Raw genomic sequence first — 21,472 nt, forward strand, 5'->3', positions numbered from 1 at the left:
AACAAGCGAGGGCGAGGAATTTATCCCCGCCCTCAATCTCTTGCCCGAAATGTCAGGCCTTACTGGTTCATCGTGGCGAAGAAATCCTCGTTGGTCTTGGATTCCTTCATCTTGTCGAGCAGGAACTCCATCGCATCGATGGTGCCCATCTGCATCAGGATGCGGCGCAGGACCCACATCTTCGAAAGTTGATCCTTGGCGACGAGCAATTCTTCCTTGCGGGTGCCGCTCTTGCCCACGTCGAGCGCCGGGAAGATGCGCTTGTCCGCAACCTTGCGGTCCAGCACGATTTCACTGTTGCCAGTGCCCTTGAACTCTTCAAAGATCACTTCGTCCATGCGGCTGCCGGTATCGATCAGCGCGGTGGCGATAATGGAAAGCGAGCCGCCTTCCTCGATGTTGCGCGCCGCACCGAAGAAGCGCTTGGGGCGCTGCAGGGCGTTGGCGTCAACACCGCCGGTCAGCACCTTGCCCGATGACGGAACAACCGTGTTGTAGGCACGGCCAAGGCGCGTGATCGAATCCAGAAGGATCACCACGTCGCGCTTGTGTTCGACCAGGCGCTTGGCCTTTTCGATCACCATTTCGGCCACTTGAACGTGCCGGGTGGCAGGCTCGTCGAAGGTCGAGGAGATGACCTCGCCCTTCACGCTGCGCTGCATGTCGGTGACTTCTTCCGGGCGTTCATCGACCAGCAGGACGATCAGGAACACTTCAGGATGATTGTCGGTGATCGCCTTGGCCATGTTCTGCAGCAGCACGGTTTTGCCAGTGCGCGGCGGGGCGACGATCAGTGCGCGCTGGCCCTTGCCCTGCGGGCTGACCAGATCGATCACGCGCGCCGACTTGTCCTTGACCGTAGGGTCCAGCGTGTCGAGGCGCAGGCGCTCATCCGGGTAAAGCGGCGTCAGGTTATCGAAGTTGACGCGGTGGCGCACCGCATCGGGATCATCGAAGTTGACCTTGATCAGCCGCGTGATCGAAAAATAGCGCTCCCCATCCTTGGGTGCGCGCACTTCGCCTTCCACGGTATCGCCCGTGCGCAGTCCCCATTTGCGGACCTGATTGGGCGAAACGTAGATGTCGTCCGGCCCGGCAAGGTAATTGGCTTCGGGGCTGCGCAGGAAGCCGAAGCCATCCGGCAGGACTTCGATCGTGCCGATGCCGAGGATTTCCTCGCCATCTTCGGCCATTTCCTTGAGGATCGCAAACATCAGGTCCTGGCGGCGCAATGTGCTCGCGCCTTCGACCTCAAGCTCTTCGGCCATCTGGACCAGCTCGGCGGGGGGTGTCTTCTTCAAGTCTTTCAAATGCATATCACGGGTATCCAAGGCAAAGGCTGGAAATGGCCGGAAGCCTCTAAAGGGCTTGGAGAAAGCGAGAGGGCGGCTGCAACGGGGCAGCGCATCTGTTTCCGGTCGGTCGCGGAGATATTCCTGCGCGCAGGCTTAGTCAATCACGCAGAATCATTCGCGTGGAAACCTAGGCCGTGGCAAAGTGTTGGCAGGATGGAGCCGGAGAAAATCCGGCCCGCACGAGAGACCTGAAGAGAGATACGTCCGATGATCAAGCTGCCCCGCCATCGTCCCCCGTTCCCGCGCACTGCCGCACCACAGCCCAAGGCCAACGCCTGGGGATCGCAATGGAAGCAATTGCGCGCACCGGCCACACTGCTGCGCAATGCGATGCGCGATGGTTTGCGAACCCTGCGCGGTTAAAACGGCTTCACGATTACCAAGATCACGATCAGCGCGGCAGCAATGCCAGGCACTTCGTTGAGCATGCGCAGCTTCCGGCCGGTCAACCGGCGCTGGCCGGCGGCAAGCATCTGCGCGTAATTCGCCAGCCAGAAGTGATAGCCGGTCAGCGCCAGCACCAGCGCCAGCTTGGCGTGGAACCACCCTTGCGCAAAGGCGCCGATGCTCATCGCCAGCGCAAGGCCGAGCACCCAGACAACGATCAGCGAAGGCCACATGATGATCTTCATCAGCTTGGCCTCGCGGTCCACCCACACCGCGTTTTCCGGCGATCCCAACGGTGCTTCCTGATGATACACGAAGAAGCGCGGCAGCATGAACAGGCCCGCCATCCAGAAGATCACGAAAATGAGATGGCCGGCCTTCAGCCAGAGATAGATCATCGCCAGTACCTGCTGCATGAGTTGCGGTTCCGCCTGCCTATGCGCCCATGCGGGCTATTTCGGCGCGGAAACCGTGGTTTGCAAGACGTTGATTCGTGTGGCGGAGAGGATCAGCGCGACCAGCTTCGCACGATCTTCAGCAATTGCTCGACATTTTCGATGGGTGTGTGCTGGCCGATGCCGTGGCCCAGATTGAACACGTGCGGGCGGTCGGCAAATGCTTCCAGCACACGGATGGTCTGCACCGCCAGATCCGCGCCGCCGGACAGCAGCAGCAGCGGATCGAGATTGCCCTGTACCGGCATGTTCGCGGGCAGTTCACGCGCGGCCCACAGCGGGTCGATGGTTTCGTCCACACCCACCGCGTTGACCCCGGTTTCACGGGCATAGGCGGCGAGCTTTTCGCCCGCACCCTTGGGGAACCCGATTACCGGAACATGCGGATAGCGGCGCTGCATTGCGGCGGCGATCCTGGCGTTGGGTGCGATGACCCAGCGTTCGAACTGGGCAGGGGCAAGGCTGCCCGACCATGAATCGAACAGTTGCAGGCCTTCTGCGCCCGCCTCGACCTGGCCTGAGAGGTATTCGATGGTCACGTCCGCGATCGCATCGATGATCGCCTGGAATGCACCCGGATCGCGATAGGCCATGGCGCGCGTATCGTGATGATCGCGGCTGCCTTCGCCTGCGACCATGTACGTCGCCACCGTCCACGGACTGCCTGCAAAGCCCAGCAGCGTCGTCTCAGGGCCGATCTGCGCCTTTACCTTGGCCACCGTCTCATAGATCGGGGCAAGACGCTCAGGCACGGCTGTGAGGCTTTCCAGCGTGGCATCGATGAGGCGTGGCGAGAGGTGCGGGCCTTCGCCAGCCAGAAACTGCAAGTCCTGCCCCATCGCATAAGGCACGATCAGGATGTCGGAAAACAGGATCGCACCGTCAAAGCCGAAGCGCCGGATAGGCTGCACGGTTACTTCAGCCGCAGCATCGGTATCGTAGACCAGCTTGAGGAACCCGCCGCGTTCTGCGCGAAGGGCGCGATATTCGGGCAGGTAACGCCCGGCCTGTCGCATCAGCCAGATCGGACGACGGGCAAGATTGGCACCCTGGAGCGTATCGAGAAGCGGGCCGGGCATCGCGGGTTTCGATCCATTCTACTTAAACTAGATTCTTAGAATCAGGTTGATGGTGTTAGTTGGCCCTGTGGAAAGCGGGGATTGCGGCGCTCTGCCCGATTTGTGAGTCCGCTTCCACCCTTTTCCACATGTCCGACTCTGCCCGAAATCAGGTCAAGAACAAGTTCTCACCGCTCTCCACAGGCTGGGGAAAAGCCTGTCCCCCTGTCCACAACCGGAGGTGGGAAGGGCGGGAAACAAGCATGGAATCGCCCGTTCAACTTGTGCCCGACGCTGTCCCGTGGTTTATCGGTCCTGTTTCCACAAGGCTTTCCCGGCCCCCCATGAAAGCGCCAAAATGCAGCGGTTGCACTTGCATCTCCTGTCGGATTCCACGGGCGAAACGCTGGAGATGATCGCCAAGGCTGCGCTTGCGCAGTTCGATGGCGCAGATGTGGTGCGCCACTTCTGGCCGATGGTCCGCTCCATGCAGCATCTCGATCGTATCATGGGTGAAATCGCCGCCAATCCGGGCCTTGTGCTTTATACCCTGGTCAATCCTGAAACGCGTGAACGGCTGGAAAAGCGCTGCGTCACTTTGGGCCTGCCCAGCGTTGCTGCGCTCGATACCGTCACCGATGCCCTGCAGCAGCAATTGGGTGTGCAGGCCAAGGGGCGACCGGGCCGCCAGCACATCATGGATGAGGCCTATTTCGCGCGCGTCGACGCGATCCAGTTCACGATCGCACACGATGACGGCGTGAACTGGGAAAACTGGGAAGAGGCCGATATCCTGCTTGCGGGTGTCTCGCGCAGCTCCAAGACGCCCACCTCGATCTACCTGGCCAACCGCGGCTACAAGGTCGCCAATATTCCCATCGTGATCGAAAGTCCGCCGCCGCCGATGCTGTTTTCGTTGGGCCGACCGCTGGTGGTGGGTCTCACCACCAGCCCGGAACGCCTGATCGCGGTGCGGCGCAACCGCCTGCTCTCGCTCAACCAGGTTCCTGAAACGGCCTATGTGGATAACGATCAGGTCACGCGCGAAGTGCAGTATGCGCGGCGCATGTTTGCCGATAACGGCTGGCCGGTAATCGATGTCTCGCGCCGCTCTATCGAGGAAACCGCAGCGGCGGTGATCAATCTGTACAACGAACGCGCCGCCGGTGGCGGCAGTGGTGATGGTGTAAAACCGATATGAATTTCATCAGCTTATGTCCATGATCCTGGCCAGCCAGAGCGCCTCGCGCAAGGCGATGCTCGAAGCCGCAGGCGTTCCGTTCGAAGCGCGCGCAGGCCATGTCGATGAAGGCGCGATCAAGCGTGAACTGATCGGGGTTCCGCCCGGCGATATTGCGCTGATCCTTGCCGAAGCCAAAGCGCTGGCGGTTTCGGTCGGCGCACCGGGGCGACTGGTGCTGGGCGGGGATTCGCTGGTCGAAGTCTGCGGTCGCCTGTTCGACAAGCCGGTCAGCCGGGAAAACGCGGCCGAACACCTTGCGTTCTTTTCCGGCAACGAAATGCGCCTTCATTCCGCCGCGGTGCTGATGCGTGATGGCCAATGCGTCTGGCGCCACGTTGAATGCGCGCGGCTCAAGGTTCGCAGCCTTTCCGACAGCTTTATCCAGAGCTATCTCCACAGGGAATGGCCTGCCGTTTCGGGCTGCGTCGGGGTGTTCCGCATGGAGGCGCTTGGCGCGCAATTGTTCGAAGCGGTTGAAGGCAGCCATTTCACCGTGCTGGGCATGCCACTGCTGGCGCTGCTCGGTGCCCTGCGCGATCTCGGAGAACTCGAAGCGTGACTGCCTATGCCGAAGTGATCGGCGATCCGATTGCCCAATCCAAATCGCCGGTGATTCACGGTTTCTGGCTTGAGAAGCTGGGCATCGCAGCCGATTATCGCCGCGCCCATGTCAAGGCCGATGATCTGGCGGATTACCTTGCCGCGCGCCACGCCGATCCTGCGTGGCGCGGCTGCAACGTCACCATGCCGCACAAGCAGGCGGTCATTCCCTTGCTCGACCGGCTCGATCCGCTCGCCGCGCGAATCGGCGCGGTCAACACCATCGTCCGCGAACAGGGCGCGCTGATCGGGTACAATACCGATGCGCCGGGCTTCCTCGAACCTTTGCAACCACTGCTGGCGCAGACCCACTATTTCCGCATGGCCCGCGTGCTCGGCACCGGCGGCGCGGCACGCGCGATCATTGCCGCGCTGGCAGACGCCGGGCTGGTCATCGTGCTGGCAGGCCGCAACGTGGAAAAGGCGCGCGCCCTGCTCGATGAACTCGATCCCGGCGGCGAACACCACGTCGCCCCGCTCGATCATTTTGCCGATGCCACGGATTTCGCCTTCGACGATCGTGAAGGTTGCCTCGATCTGGTTGTCAATGCTTCCGCGCTGGGCATGACCGGGCAACCGCCGCTTCCCTTCGATCTCAGCCATGCGCCGCCCGGATCGGTATTCTACGATATCGTCACCAGCCCGCTCGAAACCGGGTTCCTCAAGGCGGCGCGCGATTCCGGTTTCGTCACCATCGATGGCCTGTCGATGCTGATCGGGCAGGCCGACCACGCCTTTCGCCGGTTCTTCGGCGCGGTGCCGCCGCGCGGGGAGGCTGATGCTGAACTGCGCGCGAGGCTGCTGGCATGACCCGCCCGTTCATCGCCGGGCTGACCGGCTCGATCGGGATGGGCAAATCGGCGGTCGCGCAGATGTTGCGCGAACTGGGCGTACCAGTGTTCGATGCCGATGCCGCCGTCCATCACCTGCAGGGGCCGGATGGTGAACTGCTTCCCGCCATCGAAGCCGCATTTCCCGGTACGACCGGTCCCGAAGGCGTCAGGCGTCAGACTCTTGGCGCGCAGGTATTCGGTGATCCCGCGGCGCTCAAGCGCCTCGAAGCCATCGTCCATCCCGCCGTCTCGCGCATGCGTGAGGCTTTTCTGGTCGAACACATGGCCGCGCCCCTTGTGGTTTTCGACATTCCCCTGCTGTTCGAAAAGGGCCACGGTGCCGATCTCGACGCAGTGCTGGTCGTGTCCGCGCCCGCTGCTGTCCAGCGCGAACGTGTGCTGGCCCGGCCGGGCATGACGCCCGAAAAGTTCGCGCATATCCTCTCGCTGCAAGTGCCCGATGCCGAAAAGCGCGCCCGCGCCACGCACGTTATCGATACTGGCGTCACGCTTGCGCAGACACGGGCGCAGGTGGCGGCGCTGGTCGCGGCTATCCGCGAAAAAAACCCGCGGGACTGAACCCGACTCCCCTTGCCAGCCCCGGATTGCAGGTCCACATATCCCCTAATGCGTGAGATCGTTTTCGATACAGAAACGACCGGCCTCGATCCCAGATCGGGGGATAGACTGGTGGAAATCGGTTGCATCGAGATGGTCAACAAGGTGCCGTCGGGTGCCGTTTATCACTGCTATTTCAATCCTGAACGCGATATGCCGGCAGAAGCCGAGGCCGTTCATGGCCTGTCGATCGCATTCCTTTCGGACAAGCCGAAATTTGCCGAAAAGGCAGGCGAATTCCTCGATTTCATCCAGGATTCGCCGCTGGTCGCGCATAATGCGGGGTTCGATTTCGGATTCATCAATAACGAGCTTGAATCGTGCGGGCTTGAACCCGTCAGCCGTGATCGCATGATCGATACGGTGGCGATTGCCCGGCGCAAGCACCCCGGTGCCAAGCTCAGCCTTGATGCCTTGTGCACGCGTTACGGGATCGACCGCAGCCACCGTACCCTGCACGGGGCACTGCTGGACGCTGAACTGCTTGCGCAGCTTTATGTCGAGCTGCAGGGCGGCAGACAGATCGGTCTCGAACTCGCTGCAGAAGCGGCGATGCCGACCGAAGGTTCAATGACCGTCACGTCGTCGGTTACCCGCGTATTCCGTTCCCCGCGCCCGCATGCCGCGAGCGCGCAGGAGCTGGCCCGCCATACAGAATTCATGGCGGGTTTCAGTGAGCCGATCTGGTCACGCTGATGGTGTGATCAAGGCCGGCTTGCCCGAGTGTACAGGAGAAGTAGCTTATGGATATTCGCGTTTCGGGACACCAGGTCGATACCGGCGCTGCATTGCAGACACATGCCGAGGAACGTCTTTCCACCATCGTCGACAAGTACTTCTCCCGAGCGCTTTCCTCGCATGTCACGATGGGGAAAGCCCCGCACGGCGGTTTCCGCTGCGATATCGTCACACATGTCACCAACGGTCTGATCCTCAAGGGCGGGGCCATCGCGCAGGACGCGCACGCCGCGCTCGACCAGTCGGCCGACAAGATCGAAAAGCAGCTGCGCCGCTACAAGCGCCGGCTCAAGGATCGCCACGAAAACGCCGATCACGCGCGCAAGACCGATGAATCCAACCTCGTCGTGCAGGATGCCGCCTATACCGTGTTCGCCCATGATGAGGCGGGCGAGGAGGAACCCGCCGATGCTCCGCTGGTCATCGCCGAAACCCGCGTCGACGTGCCGACGGCCACCGTCTCGGATGCGGTGATGATGCTCGATCTTCGCAACACCAATGCGCTGATGTTCAAGAATGCCGGAACCGGCGTTCACAACATGGTCTATCGTCGGGGCGATGGTTCGATCGGCTGGGTCGAACCCAAGTAATCGCCACGCCGAAGGATGGTTCAAAACGGGGAGGGGGCGTAACCGTCCGCTCCCCGTTTGCGATGGCACTTCTGCCGCGCGCTTTGCTCTTGCGTTCCCCGGCGTTCGGGCGCATTGCGCGCCACAATTCACCGTGTATTTGCAATTTTGTGATCTATTCCATCCGCTATGACGGCTCTCTTCACGCTCGATCAACTGGCCGTCCGCATGGTCTGCGCCGATAACAAGCAGCAGATCCTTGCCGATCTCGCTCGCTGCTTTGCGGATGTCTACGCGCTTGATTTCGATGCGGTCGCCGATGGTATCGAGGAGCGCGAAAAGCTGGGCAGCACCGGCTTCGGGCGTGGCGTCGCCATTCCCCACGCCCGGATCGATGCATTGGAGCGCCCGGTCGCGGCGTTCTTCCGGCTTGAAAACCCTGTGGAATTTGCATCGGCCGATGGCATGCCGGTCGATTGCGTGTTCGGCCTGCTCTCGCCCTCGCAGGCGGGTGCCACCCACTTGCAGGCCTTGGCTGCCATCTCGCGGCTGATGCGCGATGAACGCATGCACGAACGGTTGATTTCCGCTCCCAATGCCGAGGCTCTTTACGGTCTGCTGGTCAATGTGATCGACCGTGACGCCGCCTGAATTCGGGCCGGGCAGCGATAGCAGTGCAGCGCTGCACTGGCGTGCACTCGAAGGCCTTTACGGCTCTGCTCCGGTCAATAACCTGTTCGAATCGCGGCTTGAAATCGTGGCCGAGGGCATTTCTCGCATTCATTTCAATGTCACCCGCGCCTGTTTCCATGCGGCGGGCGCGGCGCATGGCACGATCTACTTCAAGATGCTCGACGATGCTGCGTTTTACGCGGCCAATACCCTTGTCACGGATCGCTTCCTGCTGACCACGTCATTCAACCTGCTGTTCACCCAGCCTATTCACGAAGGGCCGCTGATCGCCGAAGGGCACTGGGTGTCCGGCCGCCGCCGTGTTCTGGTTGCCGAAGCGCGCCTGATCGATGCCCAGGGCGAGGAAGTCGGGCGCGGCACCGGTACTTTCCAGCGTTCGCGAATCCCGCTGTCGAGCCTAGACGGCTATAACGCCGGGCTGCGCGCGGCACTCGCCTGAAATGGACAGCAGGCTTCCCGCTCACCTGGAAGTATCCGGTCTGATCCGCACGGCGCAGGCCACAGGCGATTTCGGCATGGTCCTTCACAAGGGCGAGCGAGACGGCGGGACCATCCTGATCGTTATACTGGACAATCAAGGGCTTGGCCGCCTGTTCGAACGGATGCCGCAGCTTGATGGCAGCCGCAAATGGATCGAAGTAAAGGCTCAAGTATCTGAGAATAAATCAGAATTTGAAGATTATTTGAGCCGCCGGATACGTCAGGACCCGGACGTGTGGATAGTCGAACTGACTGTCGCAAAAGTGGAACAGTTCATCTGCGAGAACCTGTCGTCCCGGTGAACGCGGGTTGACTCTTCGCCCCCGCACAATAAAGGCACCGCACCGATTTTGCGCAGGCGATGACGGAAGGCGATGGCGCCAACCGCATTGGCACGCAGACGGGGGGCAACCGACATGGCCCTTCGGCATTTCGCCCCCGCGCGGCTTTTCAGCCCGTGCGGCAGGGCTTTTTGTCGCGCCATGGCTGGAAGCTCACCGCACTTTGACGATGTTGGATGAGCAAGAAATTCCGTTACGCCGCCACGCTGAGCATGGCTGCGACTTTTATCACAACGCTGCTGAGCACGAGCGGATCCCATGCCAATGCGCAAGGATTCAACGCTCCTGTCGCCATCGCGACAACTTTCATCTCCCAGCCGGTCATTCAGGCCATTGCTCCTGTACAGCCTGAGACCACGGAGTCCGCGCAAGATGCAGTCGTCGCGTCTTCGCTGGCCGATCTGGTAGAGAACACCCCCGCCCCCGCAGCCCTTTCCGATGAACTGGAATGCCTGGCCGGAGCCATCTTTTTCGAAGCGAAAAGCGAATCGCTGGCTGGCCAGCTCGCTGTCGGCCGTGTGGTGATCGCGCGTTCGCAGTCGGGTCGTTTCCCTGCGTCTTATTGCGGCGTAGTGTACCAGCCTTCGCAATTCTCGTTCGTCCGCGGCCGTTCGATGCCTTCGATCAACCGCGCCAGCGCCGCGTGGCAGAATGCCGTGCGCGTTGCGGTGATCGCCGATCAGGGTTTGTGGAAAAGCCCGGTGGAAGGCGCGATGTTCTTCCACGCCACGCATGTCTCGCCCCGCTGGGGCAAGGCACGCATGGCGAAGATCGATGGTCACATCTTCTACCGCTGATCGCATTACATTGTGTCTGACATGAAAAAGGCCGGTTCCGCAGGGGACCGGCCTTTTTCTTGGCGATTATGTCTTTTGCAAAGACAAGCCTTGGATTCGTCATTGCGAGCGCCGCGAAGCGGGGAGAAGCAATCCAGAGCGGTGTGTAGCGGCGGTGGATTGCTTCGTCGGTTTCGCCTCCTCGCAATGACGAAGTGATGTTTGCAAAGGGTATAATCGCCAAACAAAAAGGCCCACCCCCAGCCCCTCCCGCAAACGGGAGGGGGGATCACTATCAATGGCGGAAGTGGCGCATGCCGGTGAAGACCATGGCAAGGCCCGCTTCGTCCGCCGCCTTGATAACTTCATCATCGCGCATCGAACCGCCGGGCTGGATGACGCAAGTCGCGCCTGCTTCAACGGCGGCCATCAACCCGTCGGCAAACGGGAAAAAGGCATCTGATGCCACAGCCGAACCGTGTGTACGCGCTTCGGTAAAACCGTGCGTTTCAGCCGCTTCCTTTGCTTTGGCGGCGGCAATGCGCGATGAATCGCGGCGGTTCATCTGGCCTGCGCCGATGCCTGCGGTCACCCCGTCTTTGGCATAGACGATAGCGTTTGATTTCACATGCTTGGCCACGGTCCAAGCGAACAATGCGTCTTCAAGCTCTTGTTCGGTAGGTGCGCGCTTGGTCACCACCTTCAGGTCGGCCTTGTCGACCTTGCCCGAATCGCGGTCCTGCACCAGCAAGCCCCCGGCGATGGGCACGGTCACCAGCCCCTTGCGATCCGCATCGGGCAGGCTGTCCACCAGCAGCAGGCGCAGGTTCTTCTTGCGCTCAAACGCGGCCTTGGCCGCATCGTCCGCGCCCGGCGCCACCACCACTTCGGTGAAGATTTCGCAGATGGCATTTGCGGTCGGGCCATCAAGCGCTACGTTTGTCGCCACGATTCCGCCGAAAGCCGAAACCGAATCGCACTCCAGCGCCGCCTTCCATGCATCGAGCAGGGTATCCCCGCTCGCCACGCCACAGGGGTTGGCGTGCTTGACGATCACCACCGTCGGTTTCCCGACGGTAAATTCGGCAATCAGTTCCAGCGCGGCATTGGCATCGTTGTAATTGTTGTAGGACAGTTCCTTGCCCTGAATCTGCGTCGCCTGCGGCAGTCCGGTCACTGCCGGGTTGCGCGGAACATAGAGCGCCGCATCCTGATGCGGATTTTCACCATAGCGCAGCGTGGTCACGCGCGAAAACGCGCTCGCCAGCACTGGCGGGAAGTGTTCCTGCTGATCGACCGTTGCAAACCACTGCGAAATGGCCGCGTCATAGGCCGCCGTCGCGGCATAGGCCTTGGCCGCCATTGCCTTGCGAAATGCCAGCGTCGTGGCGCCGTCGTTCTGCGCCAGTTCGCCAAGGAAGGCGTCATAATCGGCAGCATCGGTCAGGATCGTCACGAAGCCGTGATTCTTCGCGGCAGAACGCACCATCGATGGCCCGCCGATGTCGATATTTTCGATCACCTCGTCGCGCGCGGCACCCTTGGCCACGGTCGCTTCGAACGGATAGAGGTTGACCACCACCAGATCGATCGCGCCGATGGAATGTTCGGCCATGGCAGCGGCGTGTTCGGGGTTGTCGCGCACTGCCAGCAGCCCCCCATGAATCGTCGGGTGCAGGGTCTTGACGCGCCCATCCATCATTTCAGGAAAGCCGGTGTGTTCGGACACGTCCTTTACCGTCAGCCCCGCATCGCGCAGGGCCTTGGCGGTGCCGCCGGTCGAAAGCAGCTCGACGCCGCGCGCCGCCAGCGCCTTGCCCAGATCGACAAGCCCGGCCTTGTCGGACACTGAAAGCAGCGCCCGCTTGATGGTAACCGTGGTCACGTGTGGTATTCCTATCTCATCTTCTTGAGCAGCCAGGAGAAGCTCTCTCCGCTGCGGGGAACCTTGGCCGAGATCACCAGCTGGCGTGTGCCCACTGGCCGTCCCTGACCGTCTGCCCAAAGGCTTTCCTCGACCGTGATCGCATCGCGGCCCGAACGGAACTGCCACAGGCTGCCGTCGGACAGGGCAAGCGTCACGCCTTTCCCGTCCGAACTGGCGGCCAGCTCGATATGCGGACCCAGATGAAAGCGCAAGGCAACGCCGATGGTGCCGCGCTTGCCCTTGCGCCCCGCAGGCACCAGCAGATCCTCACCGCGCAGTTCGCTGCCATCGTCGCGCAGGATCAGGATGCGGCGATGCACCAGTCCATAGCGCCCGACATAGCCGTTGTGGCTGGCCTCGATCCTGGTCGCACCCCCGCCTGAACCACTGGGTCCTGTGCCGTCAGCCGAAAGGGTCCGCCTGTCCACTTCCACCTCGGACACGCCCGATCCCAAGCGCCCGTTGATCAGCACGGCGGTGGAATTGAAATCGTCGATGGTCAGCGTCGAATGGGCGCCTGTCGCGCGTAACCCCTGTTCCAGCCGCAGCGGAATCAAGCCGCCCGCAAATGCCGCACCGCCGCAATTGACGATCAGCCGGTCGTGCCCATGACTGAATTCGAACGCCAGCGTCGATGCGCAGCCATCGCGGGCATGGCGTGCGACAGGTGGCGGCCCGGCATCGAACTGCAGCACGGCTTTCCCGGCAGTCGCGCGCTGATAGCCCCACTGCCGCGCATCGCGCAAAGGCCGGGTACGCACGCCGGTAATCCCGATCAGCGCGGCAATTCGCTCCGCCTCTATCGCGCCTGCGCCCTGCCAGTTGCCCAAACCGCCATCGCCGTGCAGCAGCGCCAGCAGTGGGGGCACCAGCAGGTTCAGCATCGTGCCGATCTGCGGCAGAGGATCGGCGCGCACCGCTTCGTAGCAGGCGCGCAACAAGACCATCAGCTCGATCGCCTCGATCTGGCAGAGCGGGCTGCGTGAAAGCACCCCGCCATCGTCGCTCACCAATTCGCCCAATGCGCGCACCAGCCCAGCCTCGCCGAACAGCCGCCGCGCCTTGCCATCAGCCATGATCAGCCCGGCGGCGACCAGCGCGCACCATCCGGCCACTTCGGCAAGCTGGTCCTCCGCCTTGCCGACATGGCGGTCAAGCCAGCGGGCGGTATCGTCGATCGTGTGCAGAGCACGGTTGCGCACTGCGCGGTCCTGCCCGGAAAGCACCAGCGGCGCATGAACCATCCAGTTGAGCAGGCGATGCCCGACATTGCCGACATCCCATGCAGGCGTCGGGTCTGGCTTGGGATTGGCAGCCAGCCAGGTCGAGAAAATCCGCTCGGCCACTTGCGTACACTGCTGGCGCTGCCCGCCCGATTCCAGATCGCGCAGCCAGCGGAATCCGTGGACCATGCGTTCGAACGGCGGCGGCAGGCGCGGTCCTGAAAAAGCGGTGTCGGCAATCGGCGATTTGAAGCCGTGGACAAGGAAATGCCCGGCCCGCAACGCCTTGCCCGCAGCGGCATCGCCGGGCAGCGGGTTTGTGACGGTGGCGGTCAGGCGGGTTTTTGCGCGCTTGCGGAACGGATGGATCGCGCTGGCGGGCAGGCCCAGCCGATAGGCAAAGCGCACCAGCCGGTCACCCGCACCCAGCGCTGGCGGCGCAAAATCGGCCAGCGCCAGCGCCCGGCCCGGCTCGATCGCGGCGGGATCGGCCAGCGATGGCGCATCCTCCTCCTGCGGAACATAGCGGTCGTGCGGATCGGCCAGCGGTTCTTCCTTCGTCGGATCGAGCGGCAGTGCGGGCGGAGCGGCGCCCGCCGCCGGGCGGCTTCCGATGGTGGAGAAGCCGCCGTCCCTCATATCAGCCCAGGGCCTTCAATGCAGCGATATTGGTGGCATACTGGCCTGGCCCGCCCCGGAAGGTGGCGGTTCCGGCCACCAGCACATCGGCCCCGGCATCAACGCAGGACCGGATCGTCTTCAGATCCACCCCACCATCCACTTCAAGGTGAATGTCGCGGCCGGTCTTGTCGATCATCTTGCGCACTGCCTCGATCTTGCGCAGCTGGCTGGAAATGAAGCTCTGCCCCCCAAAACCGGGGTTCACGCTCATCACCAGCACCAGATCCACGTCGTCGATCAGGTAATCCAGCATCTTCGCAGGCGTTCCGGGGTTGAGCGAAACCCCCGCCTTCTTGCCCAGCCCCTTGATCGCCTGCACCGTGCGATGAATGTGCGGACCGGCTTCGGGATGGACCGTGATGATGTCTGCCCCGGCATCGGCAAAGGCCTGAAGATAGCCGTCCACCGGCGAGATCATCAGATGCACGTCAAACGGCTTGGCCGTGTGCGGGCGAAGCGCCTTCACCACCATCGGGCCGATTGTAATATTGGGGACGAAATGGCCGTCCATCACGTCCACATGGATCCAGTCGGCCCCGGCTTCGTCAATCGCGCGCACTTCCTCGCCCAGCCGGGCGAAGTCTGCGGAAAGAATCGAAGGGGAAATCAGTGGTATCATCGGGCGGCGTCTTCCTGCGACGTGCGGCGTTCCTGCGGCGGTGGCAGGGGACACATGCACAACACCGACGCAACGCCTGGCGCCTGCAAATGGCCACCCCACGCCTTAAGCGGTTACCTTTGGCGAATCGGGCGGGCAAGCGTTTTGAACAGTCTTATCCACACGGAATGTCCCGCATCGGAGCCGATTCGCGGCAAGCGGAAGCGGTGTTTTGTCGATGAACGGTTCATCGCATGAAAATTCAGCGGGCATTCACGGCACGAATCGTACTTAACGGCGGCGAAATCTGCCGGTATGTCGCTGGCGGGGACAAGGATGTCACAAAGCCAGCGGTCGCAATTTCATGCGGTCAGGGTGCGATGTGCCGCACAGAAACATCGAAACTGGGGTTAATTGACCATGATTACGCCGAGACGTCTTCACGCCACGGCCCTTGCCTTTGCTGCAACCGTCGCCACCATGACCGGCGCGGGAACGGCTTTCGCGGCACCTGCCAGCGCAACCAGCGGCAGGCCGAACTGTGCCGGGCCGGCAAGCGACACCTGGGTCAACGTGACCATCGATGGCGTGCGGAACGGCAACGGGTTGATGGCGGTAACGCTTTATGCCGACGAATCGCGCAAGTTCCTCGTCAAGAAAGGCTCGATGTACGTCGGCCGTGTCGATGCCACGGCGCCCGAAACGAAGATGTGCCTGTTCGTGCCCAAGCCCGGCGTCTATGTACTGGCGGTCTATCACGATGAGGATTCAAGCCGCAATCTCAAGCGTGGCGGCGTACTCGGCCTGCCTGAGGAAGGTTTCGGCTTTTCCAACAATCCGCCTACCGTCGCGAGCATTCCCTCGTTCCGGTCGGTGCGGCTGAACATCGCCAAGTCGGGCCTGTCGACCCGCATCCATCTCAAGTATCCGTGATTCGAATGGGGAGTCGGAAGGCTCCCCGCTTGTTTTGGGCTTTTCTGGCCTCTTCGCGCCTCAGCCCTCGTCCGCAGTCGCCTGAACTGCGGCGAATGTGGGCGCCAGATACCACGGCGCCAGTTCCTCGGCCAATTCGTGCGCGCGCGGATCGTCCACGTCCATCCACCAGGCATCGTCGATGTCCATCGTGCCCGCGCGACCTGCATCGGCCAGCCGCTGCATTCCGTCCGAAAGGCTGCCCGACTTGCCGGCAGCAATGGCTTCGCGGATGGCGATGGCCAGTTCGGGTGTTGCCAGAAACGCCCCGCAATCCACCGCATCATAAGGTGCGATGGTCTTGCCGATGGCGGTGATCCGTCCTTCGTCGTCCATCTTCACCCACGTTGCATCGTCGGGATCGACCAGCGGGTTGTCGACACGGCGGTCGATCGCCAGGGTCACGCCACGATCCGGGCGGTCTTCGGCGAGCAGGCGCGCGAGAATATCGGCTTCGAACATGTGGTCGGCCATCATCAGCAGGTAATTGCCATCGCATCGCGTCGCCCCCGCCATGACCGAAAAGCCGTTGGGCGTGGACCAGTCGGAAAGCCGTACCGGTACGATCTCGATCCCGGCGCGCAGGGAAAGGTCGGCGAGGAACGCCTCGACCAGATCGGCCTTGTGCCCGGTCACCACCACCACACGGGTAACGCCTGCGAGCATCGCCTGACGGACGCCAATCTCGATCAGCGGCACACCGGCCACAGGTGTCAGCGGCTTTGAGGGCGAAAGGTCGGCAAGGCGGCTGCCGTAACCGGCGGCAATGATCAGCGCGTCCATCGGGATTCTCTGTAATTATCGGGATTTTAAACATGAAAAGGCCGACCAGACGTCCGCCCGGTCGGCCATTTTCATTGCACGAGGCAAGTCGCTTATTCGGCGGCCAGCTTTTCGACCGAGGCATATTCCTCGACCATCTGGGCTGCGACATCGTCGTTGAACTGCTGCGGCGGATGCTTGCAGAAGTAGGCCGACGGGCCGATCAGCGCACCACCTTCACCACGATCGAGCGCAACCTTGCAGCAACGTATCGCGTCCATCACGCAAGCCGCCGAGTTCGGGCTGTCTTCGACCGAAAGGCGAAGTTCGAGGTTCATGGGCACATTGCCCCACTGCTGGCCTTCCATGCGGATGAAGCACAGCTTGTTGTCCTTCTGCCATGGAACATAGTCCGAAGGACCAACGTGGATGTTTTCATCGGCCAGACGCGTGGCAAGCATGGCTTGCACCGCTTCGGTCTTCGATTCCTTCTTGCTGCCCAGACGCTGGCGGTCGAGCATGTTCATGAAATCGGTGTTGCCGCCGGTGTTCAGCTGATACGTGCGTTCCACATTCACGCCGCGCGCTGCAAACAGGCTGGAAAGAACGCGGTGGACGATCGTGGCGCCAACCTGCGCCTTGATGTCGTCACCCACGATCGGGATACGCTTTTCGCGGAACTTCGATTCCCATTCGGGGGTCGAAGCGATGAACACGGGCATGCAGTTGACCACGGCAACGCCGGCTTCAAGAGCACATTCCATGTAGAATTCGGTTGCCTTCTGCGAACCGACCGGCAGGAAGTTGAGCAGCACTTCGGCGCCCGATTCCTTCAGTGCAGCAACGATGCTGGCCTGTGTCGCTTCGGGTTCGTCAGCAACGATGAAGCCCTTTTCACCAACGCCGGTCATGTGCGGGGCAACGCCGTCCGACACATAGCCCATGATCACCTTGGCGCCGGTTGGCGGCACGGTGGCCTGGAAAACAGTGGTGTTGTTCGGGCCAGCGAAGATCGCTTCCGAAATATCCTTGCCGACCTTGCGTGCATCGACATCGACGCCCAGCACGAAATCGACATCGCCCGCGCCATAGCCACCGATCCGGTCATGGATCAGGCCCTGCGAAGAATTGTTGTTGCGATAGTAGGCAACCCCCTGCACCAGCGAGCTAGCGCAGTTGCCTACGCCGATCACGGCGACCTTGATTGGCTTCATGAATTCAGATCCCTTCACACAGGCGCCCAGGGCGGCTGTAACGATAACGCCTCATTTATAAATCGCGCGCCAAAAGCAAGAAGAATCCCCGCCGTCAAGCTTGCTTAGGCACGAGAGCGAAAATGACTGCCACCAGCCACCCCGCCGCAGCGATCGCGAAAAGGGCCAGGACAAGCGTCGCAAACCCGAACGCAATCAACAGAGCAAACACCAGCGCAAAAAAATCGCGACTGGTCATGAAAGTCAGCCATTGCATGATCTGCGATGGCTTTTCGTCAACAACGCCAACCCGAACCGCCGCGGTTTCCGCTGGCCGATTCCCGCTTGCACCCCCGGAACGCCTGTCAGCGCCCTTGGAACGATAGTGCTCCTTGACAAGATCGAAGCTGAACGGGGCATTACTGCGCGCCGCCGCCCGTCCGATCAGGAAAAGCCCCATAGCGAGCAAAACAAGCCCCGTATAGCCAAGGCTTGCGCCCAGCAGTTCACCCCGCATCTGGAGGTTCAGCGCCACGCCCAGCAGAAACGCCAGATTCGTTGCGGCATCGATCAGGCTGTCCATCCGCGCGCCTTCGGGCGATGTGCGCCAGGTTGCGCGGGAAACCTCGCCGTCCACGCCATCGAAGATCGATGCGGCCTGGAACAGCAGCGCGCCCGCCACCAGCCCCCAGGCGCCGCCCACCAACAGGCAGGCGAACATGGCAATCGCGATCAGCGCGGTGCCGATCGTTGCATGGACGGGCCGGAATCCCGGAATGCGCAAGGCCACGCTGGACATTGCCTGCGATACCGGACGGTTGATATGGCGCGATACGATGCCGTCGGTGGGCTTGGCGGTAGACCGCAGGATCGCGCGCCCGGCTGCGCGCAGCCGCTCCGCCGCGCCCTGTCCCGCCGCAATCGCGCGCGCCACAGCCTCGTCAACGCCATGGCCTGCTGCGATCTCCACCCCATCGACGGGTTCGTTGCGCCCCGCCACGGCATCGGTGATCGCCTGTGCCGGAGGCAGGGCATCGCCCCGGATCACGGCCGTGCTGGCCACAGGGTTCGCAGGTTGCCGTTCGAATGCAACCGGTGTGAATGATACCGGCATGGTCCCACCAAGGCGTTCTGCCTCGGCGCGGGTCGTCGCGCTGGGCTGCCAGCCTGCTCCTCCAAGCACTTCGCAGGCGGCAATCCCGGCCAGCCGCGCTTCACGCACGACGCGCGCTGCGGCAGGAATGCCTGCCACAAGCAGGTCCGCGTCCCGCCCGGTTGCAAACACGATAAGAGCAGAAGTGGAAATGGCCGGTCTATCCTGTCATGGCGCGTTTGATGGGGTGCGTTGCCCCCGCTCCCGCACACCTATCCGGTGCAAAGTCTGCGCCGACCCTGTTTACCGGGGCGGCAGATTTATATAGCCGTGAATCCCGGTCGCCAAGCCATGACGACACAAGAGGAGTGCACAAAATGACGAGGTTCGCTGACGCCAGGGACGCCAAGCGCCCCAAGCGCCCGCGTGAAATGCAGGATTCCCTGAATTTCTACCTCTATCACCCTCTGGCGTGGCGGCTGGCAAAGCTGCTTTCGCATACGCCACTGACCCCGAACATGGTTTCGGTTATCGGGGGGTCGCTGGTGGTGATGGCGGGCGTGGTCTATTTCAACATGGATTCAACCGGCGGCACCTGGGCGCTCGGCTGGCCGTGGGGCGCGCTGCTGGGCATGGTCCTGCACATGAGCTGGCACGTGGTCGATGGCGCCGATGGCGATCTTGCGCGGTTGACCGGAAAATCCAGCCCGATCGGCGAAATGGTCGATGGCGTGTGCGATTATGTCAGCCACATCGTCGTCTACGTCCTGCTGGCGTTCGTGCTCACCCGCCAGATCGGCGCAGGCCCGGCCTGGGCGTGGACACTGGCGGCGGGGGCATCCCATATCGTCCAGTCCAACCACGTCGAAGTGCAGCGCCGCTTCTATCAGTACTGGACCTATGGCGTTCCGTGGCTCAACAATTCACGCGGGAATGGCGCGGGCATTCTCGGCTCAGGCAGCGTGTTCGCCCGCCTGTTCGAACCTGTCGCGCAAGGCTATCTTTATCTCGCCGCCGGGATGACGCCCCACGCGCGCACCATCGACAACGCGGTTGGCGAAGCCATGGCCAAACAGGACTCTGCGCGTCTCGACGTTATCCGGGGCGAAGTCGCACGAGAGCAGAAGCCGCTGCTCAGCTTCCTCAAGCTGCTCGGTCCCAATCCGCGCGCCATCGTGCTCGGCCTTGCGATGATCGCGGGCAGCCCGGTATGGTACTTCTTCTATCAGGCGGTTGTGCTCAACGCGCTGCTGGCGATTTCGGTGATCCTGCACAACCGTGCCGCAACGCTGACGGCCAGCCGCATCGCGGGCGCCAAAAAGGCCGCCTCTGCCGCGTTCAGCTGATCCGGTAGCGCGCCAGCGAAAGCACACCGGGCCGGGCCTTGCGCCAACCCCACACGAACAGCGCATAGATTGCCAGGGCAATCAGCGGTGGCGTTGCCTTGACCAGCCCCGGAGGCGCCCCCTGCAGCAGGCTCATCCGCATGATCCAGCCGCCATAGGCGCTAAAGATGACCGCCGCTCCCGCCGCGAGCGCCGGCACGGCTGCATGCAGCAGGTGGCGACGTACGCCAAGGCCTGCCAGCCAGTGCCGCCGCAACAGCGCCGCAACGATGGCCGCCAGCAACATTGCCATCGAAGCGCCCAGAATGCCGTATTTTGGCGTCAGCAGAGGAATGCCCGCCGCCGCAATCGCGATCAGGATCAGGTTTACCTTCAGCGCCAGTGCGGGACGGCGATAATACAGGATCAGTTCCGAAACCCCGAATGCGCCATTGATCGTCTCTGCCAGAACCATTGCCAGCAAGGCGCTGTAGCCGGTGGCATAATGCGTACCGAACAGATCCAGCAGCGCATCGCCCGCCGCCGCCATCAGCAGTACCAGCCCCAGCTGGATCGTCAGGATGACGCGCGTCGCCGCAGCGGTCGCCTCGCCTGTCGTCACATCGCCATCGGCCTTCATCGTGCGCGCGGTCAACGGGGTTAGGATGCCGTCAAAGGCCTGTCGTACCTGCAGGATCGGCGTACGCAACTGGCGCAAAACACCATAGACGCCGGCCGGGGCATCACCCAGCAGGAAGCCCACGAGATAGAGATCGATCCGCTGGGCAAGACTGGTCAGCAGATCGCTGCCCGAAGCCGGGACCAGCGAACGGGCGCGCTGCATCAAGGCGCGTGGGTGCGGTCGCCAGTGCCGCAAATGCAGCGGACCCAGGCAATGGCGCGCACTCCACACCGAAAACACCGCGAGCGCGATTGACCCTGCCCAATAGCCCAGCAACATGCCGGTCTCGTTCATACCGAGATACCACGCCCCCAGCGCCACGCCGGTCAGCATGTAAGGCTCGATCAGGCCGCGCGCGATCACCTCATAGCGCATCTTGTGCGTCCAGCGCGTCGCCGCCAGCGCGATGTCGCCCGTGATCTGGCCCAGAACGGCAGGCGCCAGCAGCGCAAAGGCCAGTCGCAACTGGTCTGAAACCACCGTGGCGGGCAGCAATTGCGTACCAAGGATCAGCAGCAGCGAAACTGCCACGCCTGCCACTATCGCCAGCAGCAGGGCATCCAGCAGGACATGCGTGGCGGGGCGCGGCCCTTCGCCGTGCGGCTCCTCTTCCAGTCCCCGACCTTCTTCCGGCCCCCGACCTTCTTCCAGCCAGGGAAAGATCATTCGCTTCAGGCCAAGGCTGGCCACCGGCACGGCCAGTTCCACCATGGCGCTGGCCATCGCGAACACGCCGTAATTCGTCGCGCCATAGAGTCGCGCGCCGACATAAAGGAACGACGCCTTGGCCGCGAACCGGATGACGAAGCTGAACGCATTGGAACTGACGCCGCGAGCAATGATCTTCTGGGAATTGCTTGCGGCAGGCAT

23 protein-coding genes are annotated in these 21,472 nt (G+C 62.4%); 13 read left to right on the top strand and 10 right to left on the bottom strand.

Going from position 1 to position 21,472, the window contains the following annotated elements; translation table 11 throughout:
* Positions 1-59 precede the first annotated feature (59 nt).
* Positions 60-1,316 (bottom strand): transcription termination factor Rho, encoded by a 1,257-nt coding sequence (gene rho, locus LUA85_RS18065; protein WP_231471675.1) that lies wholly within the window; start codon positions 1,314-1,316, stop codon positions 60-62.
* Between the two features lie 246 nt (positions 1,317-1,562).
* On the opposite strand from rho, the gene LUA85_RS18070 reads away from it, so the two are divergent.
* A complete protein-coding gene (locus LUA85_RS18070) occupies positions 1,563-1,718 on the top strand; it encodes a hypothetical protein (RefSeq protein ID WP_231471676.1) in 156 nt (51 codons plus the stop codon).
* Here the strand turns inward: LUA85_RS18070 and LUA85_RS18075 are convergent.
* Both LUA85_RS18075 and hemE read right to left on the bottom strand, forming a co-directional pair.
* Positions 1,715-2,158, bottom strand: a complete 444-nt coding sequence (locus LUA85_RS18075) for a CopD family protein (protein ID WP_231471677.1) — start codon at positions 2,156-2,158, stop codon at positions 1,715-1,717. The genes LUA85_RS18070 and LUA85_RS18075 overlap by 4 nt on opposite strands.
* 92 nt (positions 2,159-2,250) lie before the next feature.
* Positions 2,251-3,276 (bottom strand): uroporphyrinogen decarboxylase, encoded by a 1,026-nt coding sequence (hemE, locus tag LUA85_RS18080; protein WP_231471678.1) that lies wholly within the window; start codon positions 3,274-3,276, stop codon positions 2,251-2,253.
* 337 nt (positions 3,277-3,613) lie between these two features.
* On the opposite strand from hemE, the gene LUA85_RS18085 reads away from it, so the two are divergent.
* The 10 genes from LUA85_RS18085 (at position 3,614) to LUA85_RS18130 (ending at position 10,167) form a co-directional block, all read left to right on the top strand.
* Positions 3,614-4,456 carry a pyruvate, water dikinase regulatory protein gene (locus LUA85_RS18085; RefSeq protein ID WP_231471679.1) on the top strand — a complete coding sequence of 281 codons (843 nt, stop codon included), beginning with the start codon at positions 3,614-3,616 and terminating at the stop codon, positions 4,454-4,456.
* 13 nt (positions 4,457-4,469) lie between these two features.
* Positions 4,470-5,057 (top strand): nucleoside triphosphate pyrophosphatase, encoded by a 588-nt coding sequence (locus LUA85_RS18090; protein ID WP_231471680.1) that lies wholly within the window; start codon positions 4,470-4,472, stop codon positions 5,055-5,057.
* Positions 5,054-5,908 (top strand): shikimate dehydrogenase, encoded by an 855-nt coding sequence (gene aroE, locus LUA85_RS18095; RefSeq protein ID WP_231471681.1) that lies wholly within the window; start codon positions 5,054-5,056, stop codon positions 5,906-5,908. Before LUA85_RS18090 ends, aroE begins: the two co-directional genes overlap by 4 nt.
* Entirely contained in the window at positions 5,905-6,510 is a 606-nt protein-coding gene (gene coaE / locus LUA85_RS18100; protein ID WP_231471682.1) for a dephospho-CoA kinase, read from the top strand. The genes aroE and coaE overlap by 4 nt, the downstream gene beginning before the upstream one ends.
* A gap of 48 nt (positions 6,511-6,558) precedes the next feature.
* Positions 6,559-7,245, top strand: coding sequence for a DNA polymerase III subunit epsilon (gene dnaQ / locus LUA85_RS18105; protein ID WP_231471683.1), 687 nt, complete (start codon positions 6,559-6,561; stop codon positions 7,243-7,245).
* A gap of 47 nt (positions 7,246-7,292) precedes the next feature.
* Positions 7,293-7,877 carry a ribosome hibernation-promoting factor, HPF/YfiA family gene (gene hpf / locus LUA85_RS18110; RefSeq protein WP_231471684.1) on the top strand — a complete coding sequence of 195 codons (585 nt, stop codon included), beginning with the start codon at positions 7,293-7,295 and terminating at the stop codon, positions 7,875-7,877.
* A 168-nt stretch (positions 7,878-8,045) separates the two neighbouring features.
* Entirely contained in the window at positions 8,046-8,507 is a 462-nt protein-coding gene (locus LUA85_RS18115; RefSeq protein ID WP_231471685.1) for a PTS sugar transporter subunit IIA, read from the top strand.
* On the top strand, positions 8,494-8,988 hold the full coding sequence (locus LUA85_RS18120) for a PaaI family thioesterase (RefSeq protein WP_231471686.1): 495 nt from the start codon (positions 8,494-8,496) through the stop codon (positions 8,986-8,988). Before LUA85_RS18115 ends, LUA85_RS18120 begins: the two co-directional genes overlap by 14 nt.
* Before the next feature lies 1 nt (position 8,989).
* A complete protein-coding gene (locus LUA85_RS18125; RefSeq protein WP_231471687.1) occupies positions 8,990-9,331 on the top strand; it encodes a DUF1491 family protein in 342 nt (113 codons plus the stop codon).
* Positions 9,332-9,546: 215 nt separating this feature from the next.
* Positions 9,547-10,167: a cell wall hydrolase gene (locus tag LUA85_RS18130; protein ID WP_231471688.1), complete on the top strand. Its 621-nt coding sequence runs from the start codon at positions 9,547-9,549 to the stop codon at positions 10,165-10,167.
* 274 nt (positions 10,168-10,441) lie between these two features.
* On the opposite strand, the gene purH is transcribed toward LUA85_RS18130, so the two are convergent.
* The 3 genes from purH to rpe are packed head-to-tail and all read right to left on the bottom strand — an operon-like array spanning position 10,442 to position 14,596.
* Positions 10,442-12,031: a bifunctional phosphoribosylaminoimidazolecarboxamide formyltransferase/IMP cyclohydrolase gene (gene purH / locus LUA85_RS18135; protein WP_231471689.1), complete on the bottom strand. Its 1,590-nt coding sequence runs from the start codon at positions 12,029-12,031 to the stop codon at positions 10,442-10,444.
* An 11-nt stretch (positions 12,032-12,042) separates the two neighbouring features.
* Positions 12,043-13,935, bottom strand: coding sequence for a heparinase II/III family protein (locus tag LUA85_RS18140; RefSeq protein WP_231471690.1), 1,893 nt, complete (start codon positions 13,933-13,935; stop codon positions 12,043-12,045).
* Position 13,936: 1 nt separating this feature from the next.
* The gene (rpe, locus tag LUA85_RS18145) at positions 13,937-14,596 is read right to left on the bottom strand and encodes a ribulose-phosphate 3-epimerase (protein ID WP_231471691.1); all 660 of its coding nucleotides are present in this window, start codon (positions 14,594-14,596) and stop codon (positions 13,937-13,939) included.
* A gap of 399 nt (positions 14,597-14,995) precedes the next feature.
* Here rpe and LUA85_RS18150 point away from each other — a divergent pair, with 399 nt between their 5' ends.
* Positions 14,996-15,508, top strand: a complete 513-nt coding sequence (locus LUA85_RS18150; protein ID WP_231471692.1) for a DUF2141 domain-containing protein — start codon at positions 14,996-14,998, stop codon at positions 15,506-15,508.
* Positions 15,509-15,568: 60 nt separating this feature from the next.
* Here the strand turns inward: LUA85_RS18150 and LUA85_RS18155 are convergent, their stop codons facing one another.
* The 3 genes from LUA85_RS18155 to LUA85_RS18165 all read right to left on the bottom strand — a co-directional run bounded on the left by LUA85_RS18155 (position 15,569) and on the right by LUA85_RS18165 (position 18,787).
* Positions 15,569-16,330, bottom strand: coding sequence for an NTP transferase domain-containing protein (locus LUA85_RS18155; protein ID WP_231471693.1), 762 nt, complete (start codon positions 16,328-16,330; stop codon positions 15,569-15,571).
* A gap of 92 nt (positions 16,331-16,422) precedes the next feature.
* On the bottom strand, positions 16,423-17,523 hold the full coding sequence (locus LUA85_RS18160; protein ID WP_231471694.1) for an inositol-3-phosphate synthase: 1,101 nt from the start codon (positions 17,521-17,523) through the stop codon (positions 16,423-16,425).
* Positions 17,524-17,617: 94 nt separating this feature from the next.
* Positions 17,618-18,787, bottom strand: coding sequence for a CDP-alcohol phosphatidyltransferase family protein (locus tag LUA85_RS18165; protein WP_231471695.1), 1,170 nt, complete (start codon positions 18,785-18,787; stop codon positions 17,618-17,620).
* A gap of 185 nt (positions 18,788-18,972) precedes the next feature.
* Between LUA85_RS18165 and LUA85_RS18170 the strand changes: the two genes are divergently transcribed.
* On the top strand, positions 18,973-19,941 hold the full coding sequence (locus LUA85_RS18170) for a CDP-alcohol phosphatidyltransferase family protein (protein WP_231471696.1): 969 nt from the start codon (positions 18,973-18,975) through the stop codon (positions 19,939-19,941).
* Here the strand turns inward: LUA85_RS18170 and LUA85_RS18175 are convergent.
* Entirely contained in the window at positions 19,934-21,472 is a 1,539-nt protein-coding gene (locus LUA85_RS18175; protein WP_231471697.1) for a lipopolysaccharide biosynthesis protein, read from the bottom strand. The two genes, LUA85_RS18170 and LUA85_RS18175, sit on opposite strands and share 8 nt — an antisense overlap.

Origin of the sequence: Novosphingobium sp. CECT 9465 (assembly GCF_920987055.1) — a bacterium.
In the GTDB taxonomy this organism is placed as follows: domain Bacteria; phylum Pseudomonadota; class Alphaproteobacteria; order Sphingomonadales; family Sphingomonadaceae; genus Novosphingobium.

Bases quoted from the DNA above. Each gene is read 5' to 3' on its own strand.
- rpe (WP_231471691.1), bottom strand. From the start codon at position 14,596: ATGATACCACTGATTTCCCCTTCGATTCTTTCCGCAGACTTCGCCCGG.
- hpf (WP_231471684.1), top strand. From the start codon at position 7,293: ATGGATATTCGCGTTTCGGGACACCAGGTCGATACCGGCGCTGCATTG.
- rho (WP_231471675.1), bottom strand. From the start codon at position 1,316: ATGCATTTGAAAGACTTGAAGAAGACACCCCCCGCCGAGCTGGTCCAG.
- LUA85_RS18125 (WP_231471687.1), top strand. From the start codon at position 8,990: ATGGACAGCAGGCTTCCCGCTCACCTGGAAGTATCCGGTCTGATCCGC.
- LUA85_RS18170 (WP_231471696.1), top strand. From the start codon at position 18,973: ATGACGAGGTTCGCTGACGCCAGGGACGCCAAGCGCCCCAAGCGCCCG.
- coaE (WP_231471682.1), top strand. From the start codon at position 5,905: ATGACCCGCCCGTTCATCGCCGGGCTGACCGGCTCGATCGGGATGGGC.
- LUA85_RS18085 (WP_231471679.1), top strand. From the start codon at position 3,614: ATGCAGCGGTTGCACTTGCATCTCCTGTCGGATTCCACGGGCGAAACG.
- LUA85_RS18070 (WP_231471676.1), top strand. From the start codon at position 1,563: ATGATCAAGCTGCCCCGCCATCGTCCCCCGTTCCCGCGCACTGCCGCA.
- LUA85_RS18075 (WP_231471677.1), bottom strand. From the start codon at position 2,158: ATGCAGCAGGTACTGGCGATGATCTATCTCTGGCTGAAGGCCGGCCAT.
- LUA85_RS18155 (WP_231471693.1), bottom strand. From the start codon at position 16,330: ATGGACGCGCTGATCATTGCCGCCGGTTACGGCAGCCGCCTTGCCGAC.
- LUA85_RS18140 (WP_231471690.1), bottom strand. From the start codon at position 13,935: ATGAGGGACGGCGGCTTCTCCACCATCGGAAGCCGCCCGGCGGCGGGC.
- hemE (WP_231471678.1), bottom strand. From the start codon at position 3,276: ATGCCCGGCCCGCTTCTCGATACGCTCCAGGGTGCCAATCTTGCCCGT.
- LUA85_RS18130 (WP_231471688.1), top strand. From the start codon at position 9,547: ATGAGCAAGAAATTCCGTTACGCCGCCACGCTGAGCATGGCTGCGACT.
- LUA85_RS18150 (WP_231471692.1), top strand. From the start codon at position 14,996: ATGATTACGCCGAGACGTCTTCACGCCACGGCCCTTGCCTTTGCTGCA.
- dnaQ (WP_231471683.1), top strand. From the start codon at position 6,559: ATGCGTGAGATCGTTTTCGATACAGAAACGACCGGCCTCGATCCCAGA.
- LUA85_RS18175 (WP_231471697.1), bottom strand. From the start codon at position 21,472: ATGCCTGCCGCAAGCAATTCCCAGAAGATCATTGCTCGCGGCGTCAGT.
- LUA85_RS18090 (WP_231471680.1), top strand. From the start codon at position 4,470: ATGTCCATGATCCTGGCCAGCCAGAGCGCCTCGCGCAAGGCGATGCTC.
- LUA85_RS18160 (WP_231471694.1), bottom strand. From the start codon at position 17,523: ATGAAGCCAATCAAGGTCGCCGTGATCGGCGTAGGCAACTGCGCTAGC.
- LUA85_RS18115 (WP_231471685.1), top strand. From the start codon at position 8,046: ATGACGGCTCTCTTCACGCTCGATCAACTGGCCGTCCGCATGGTCTGC.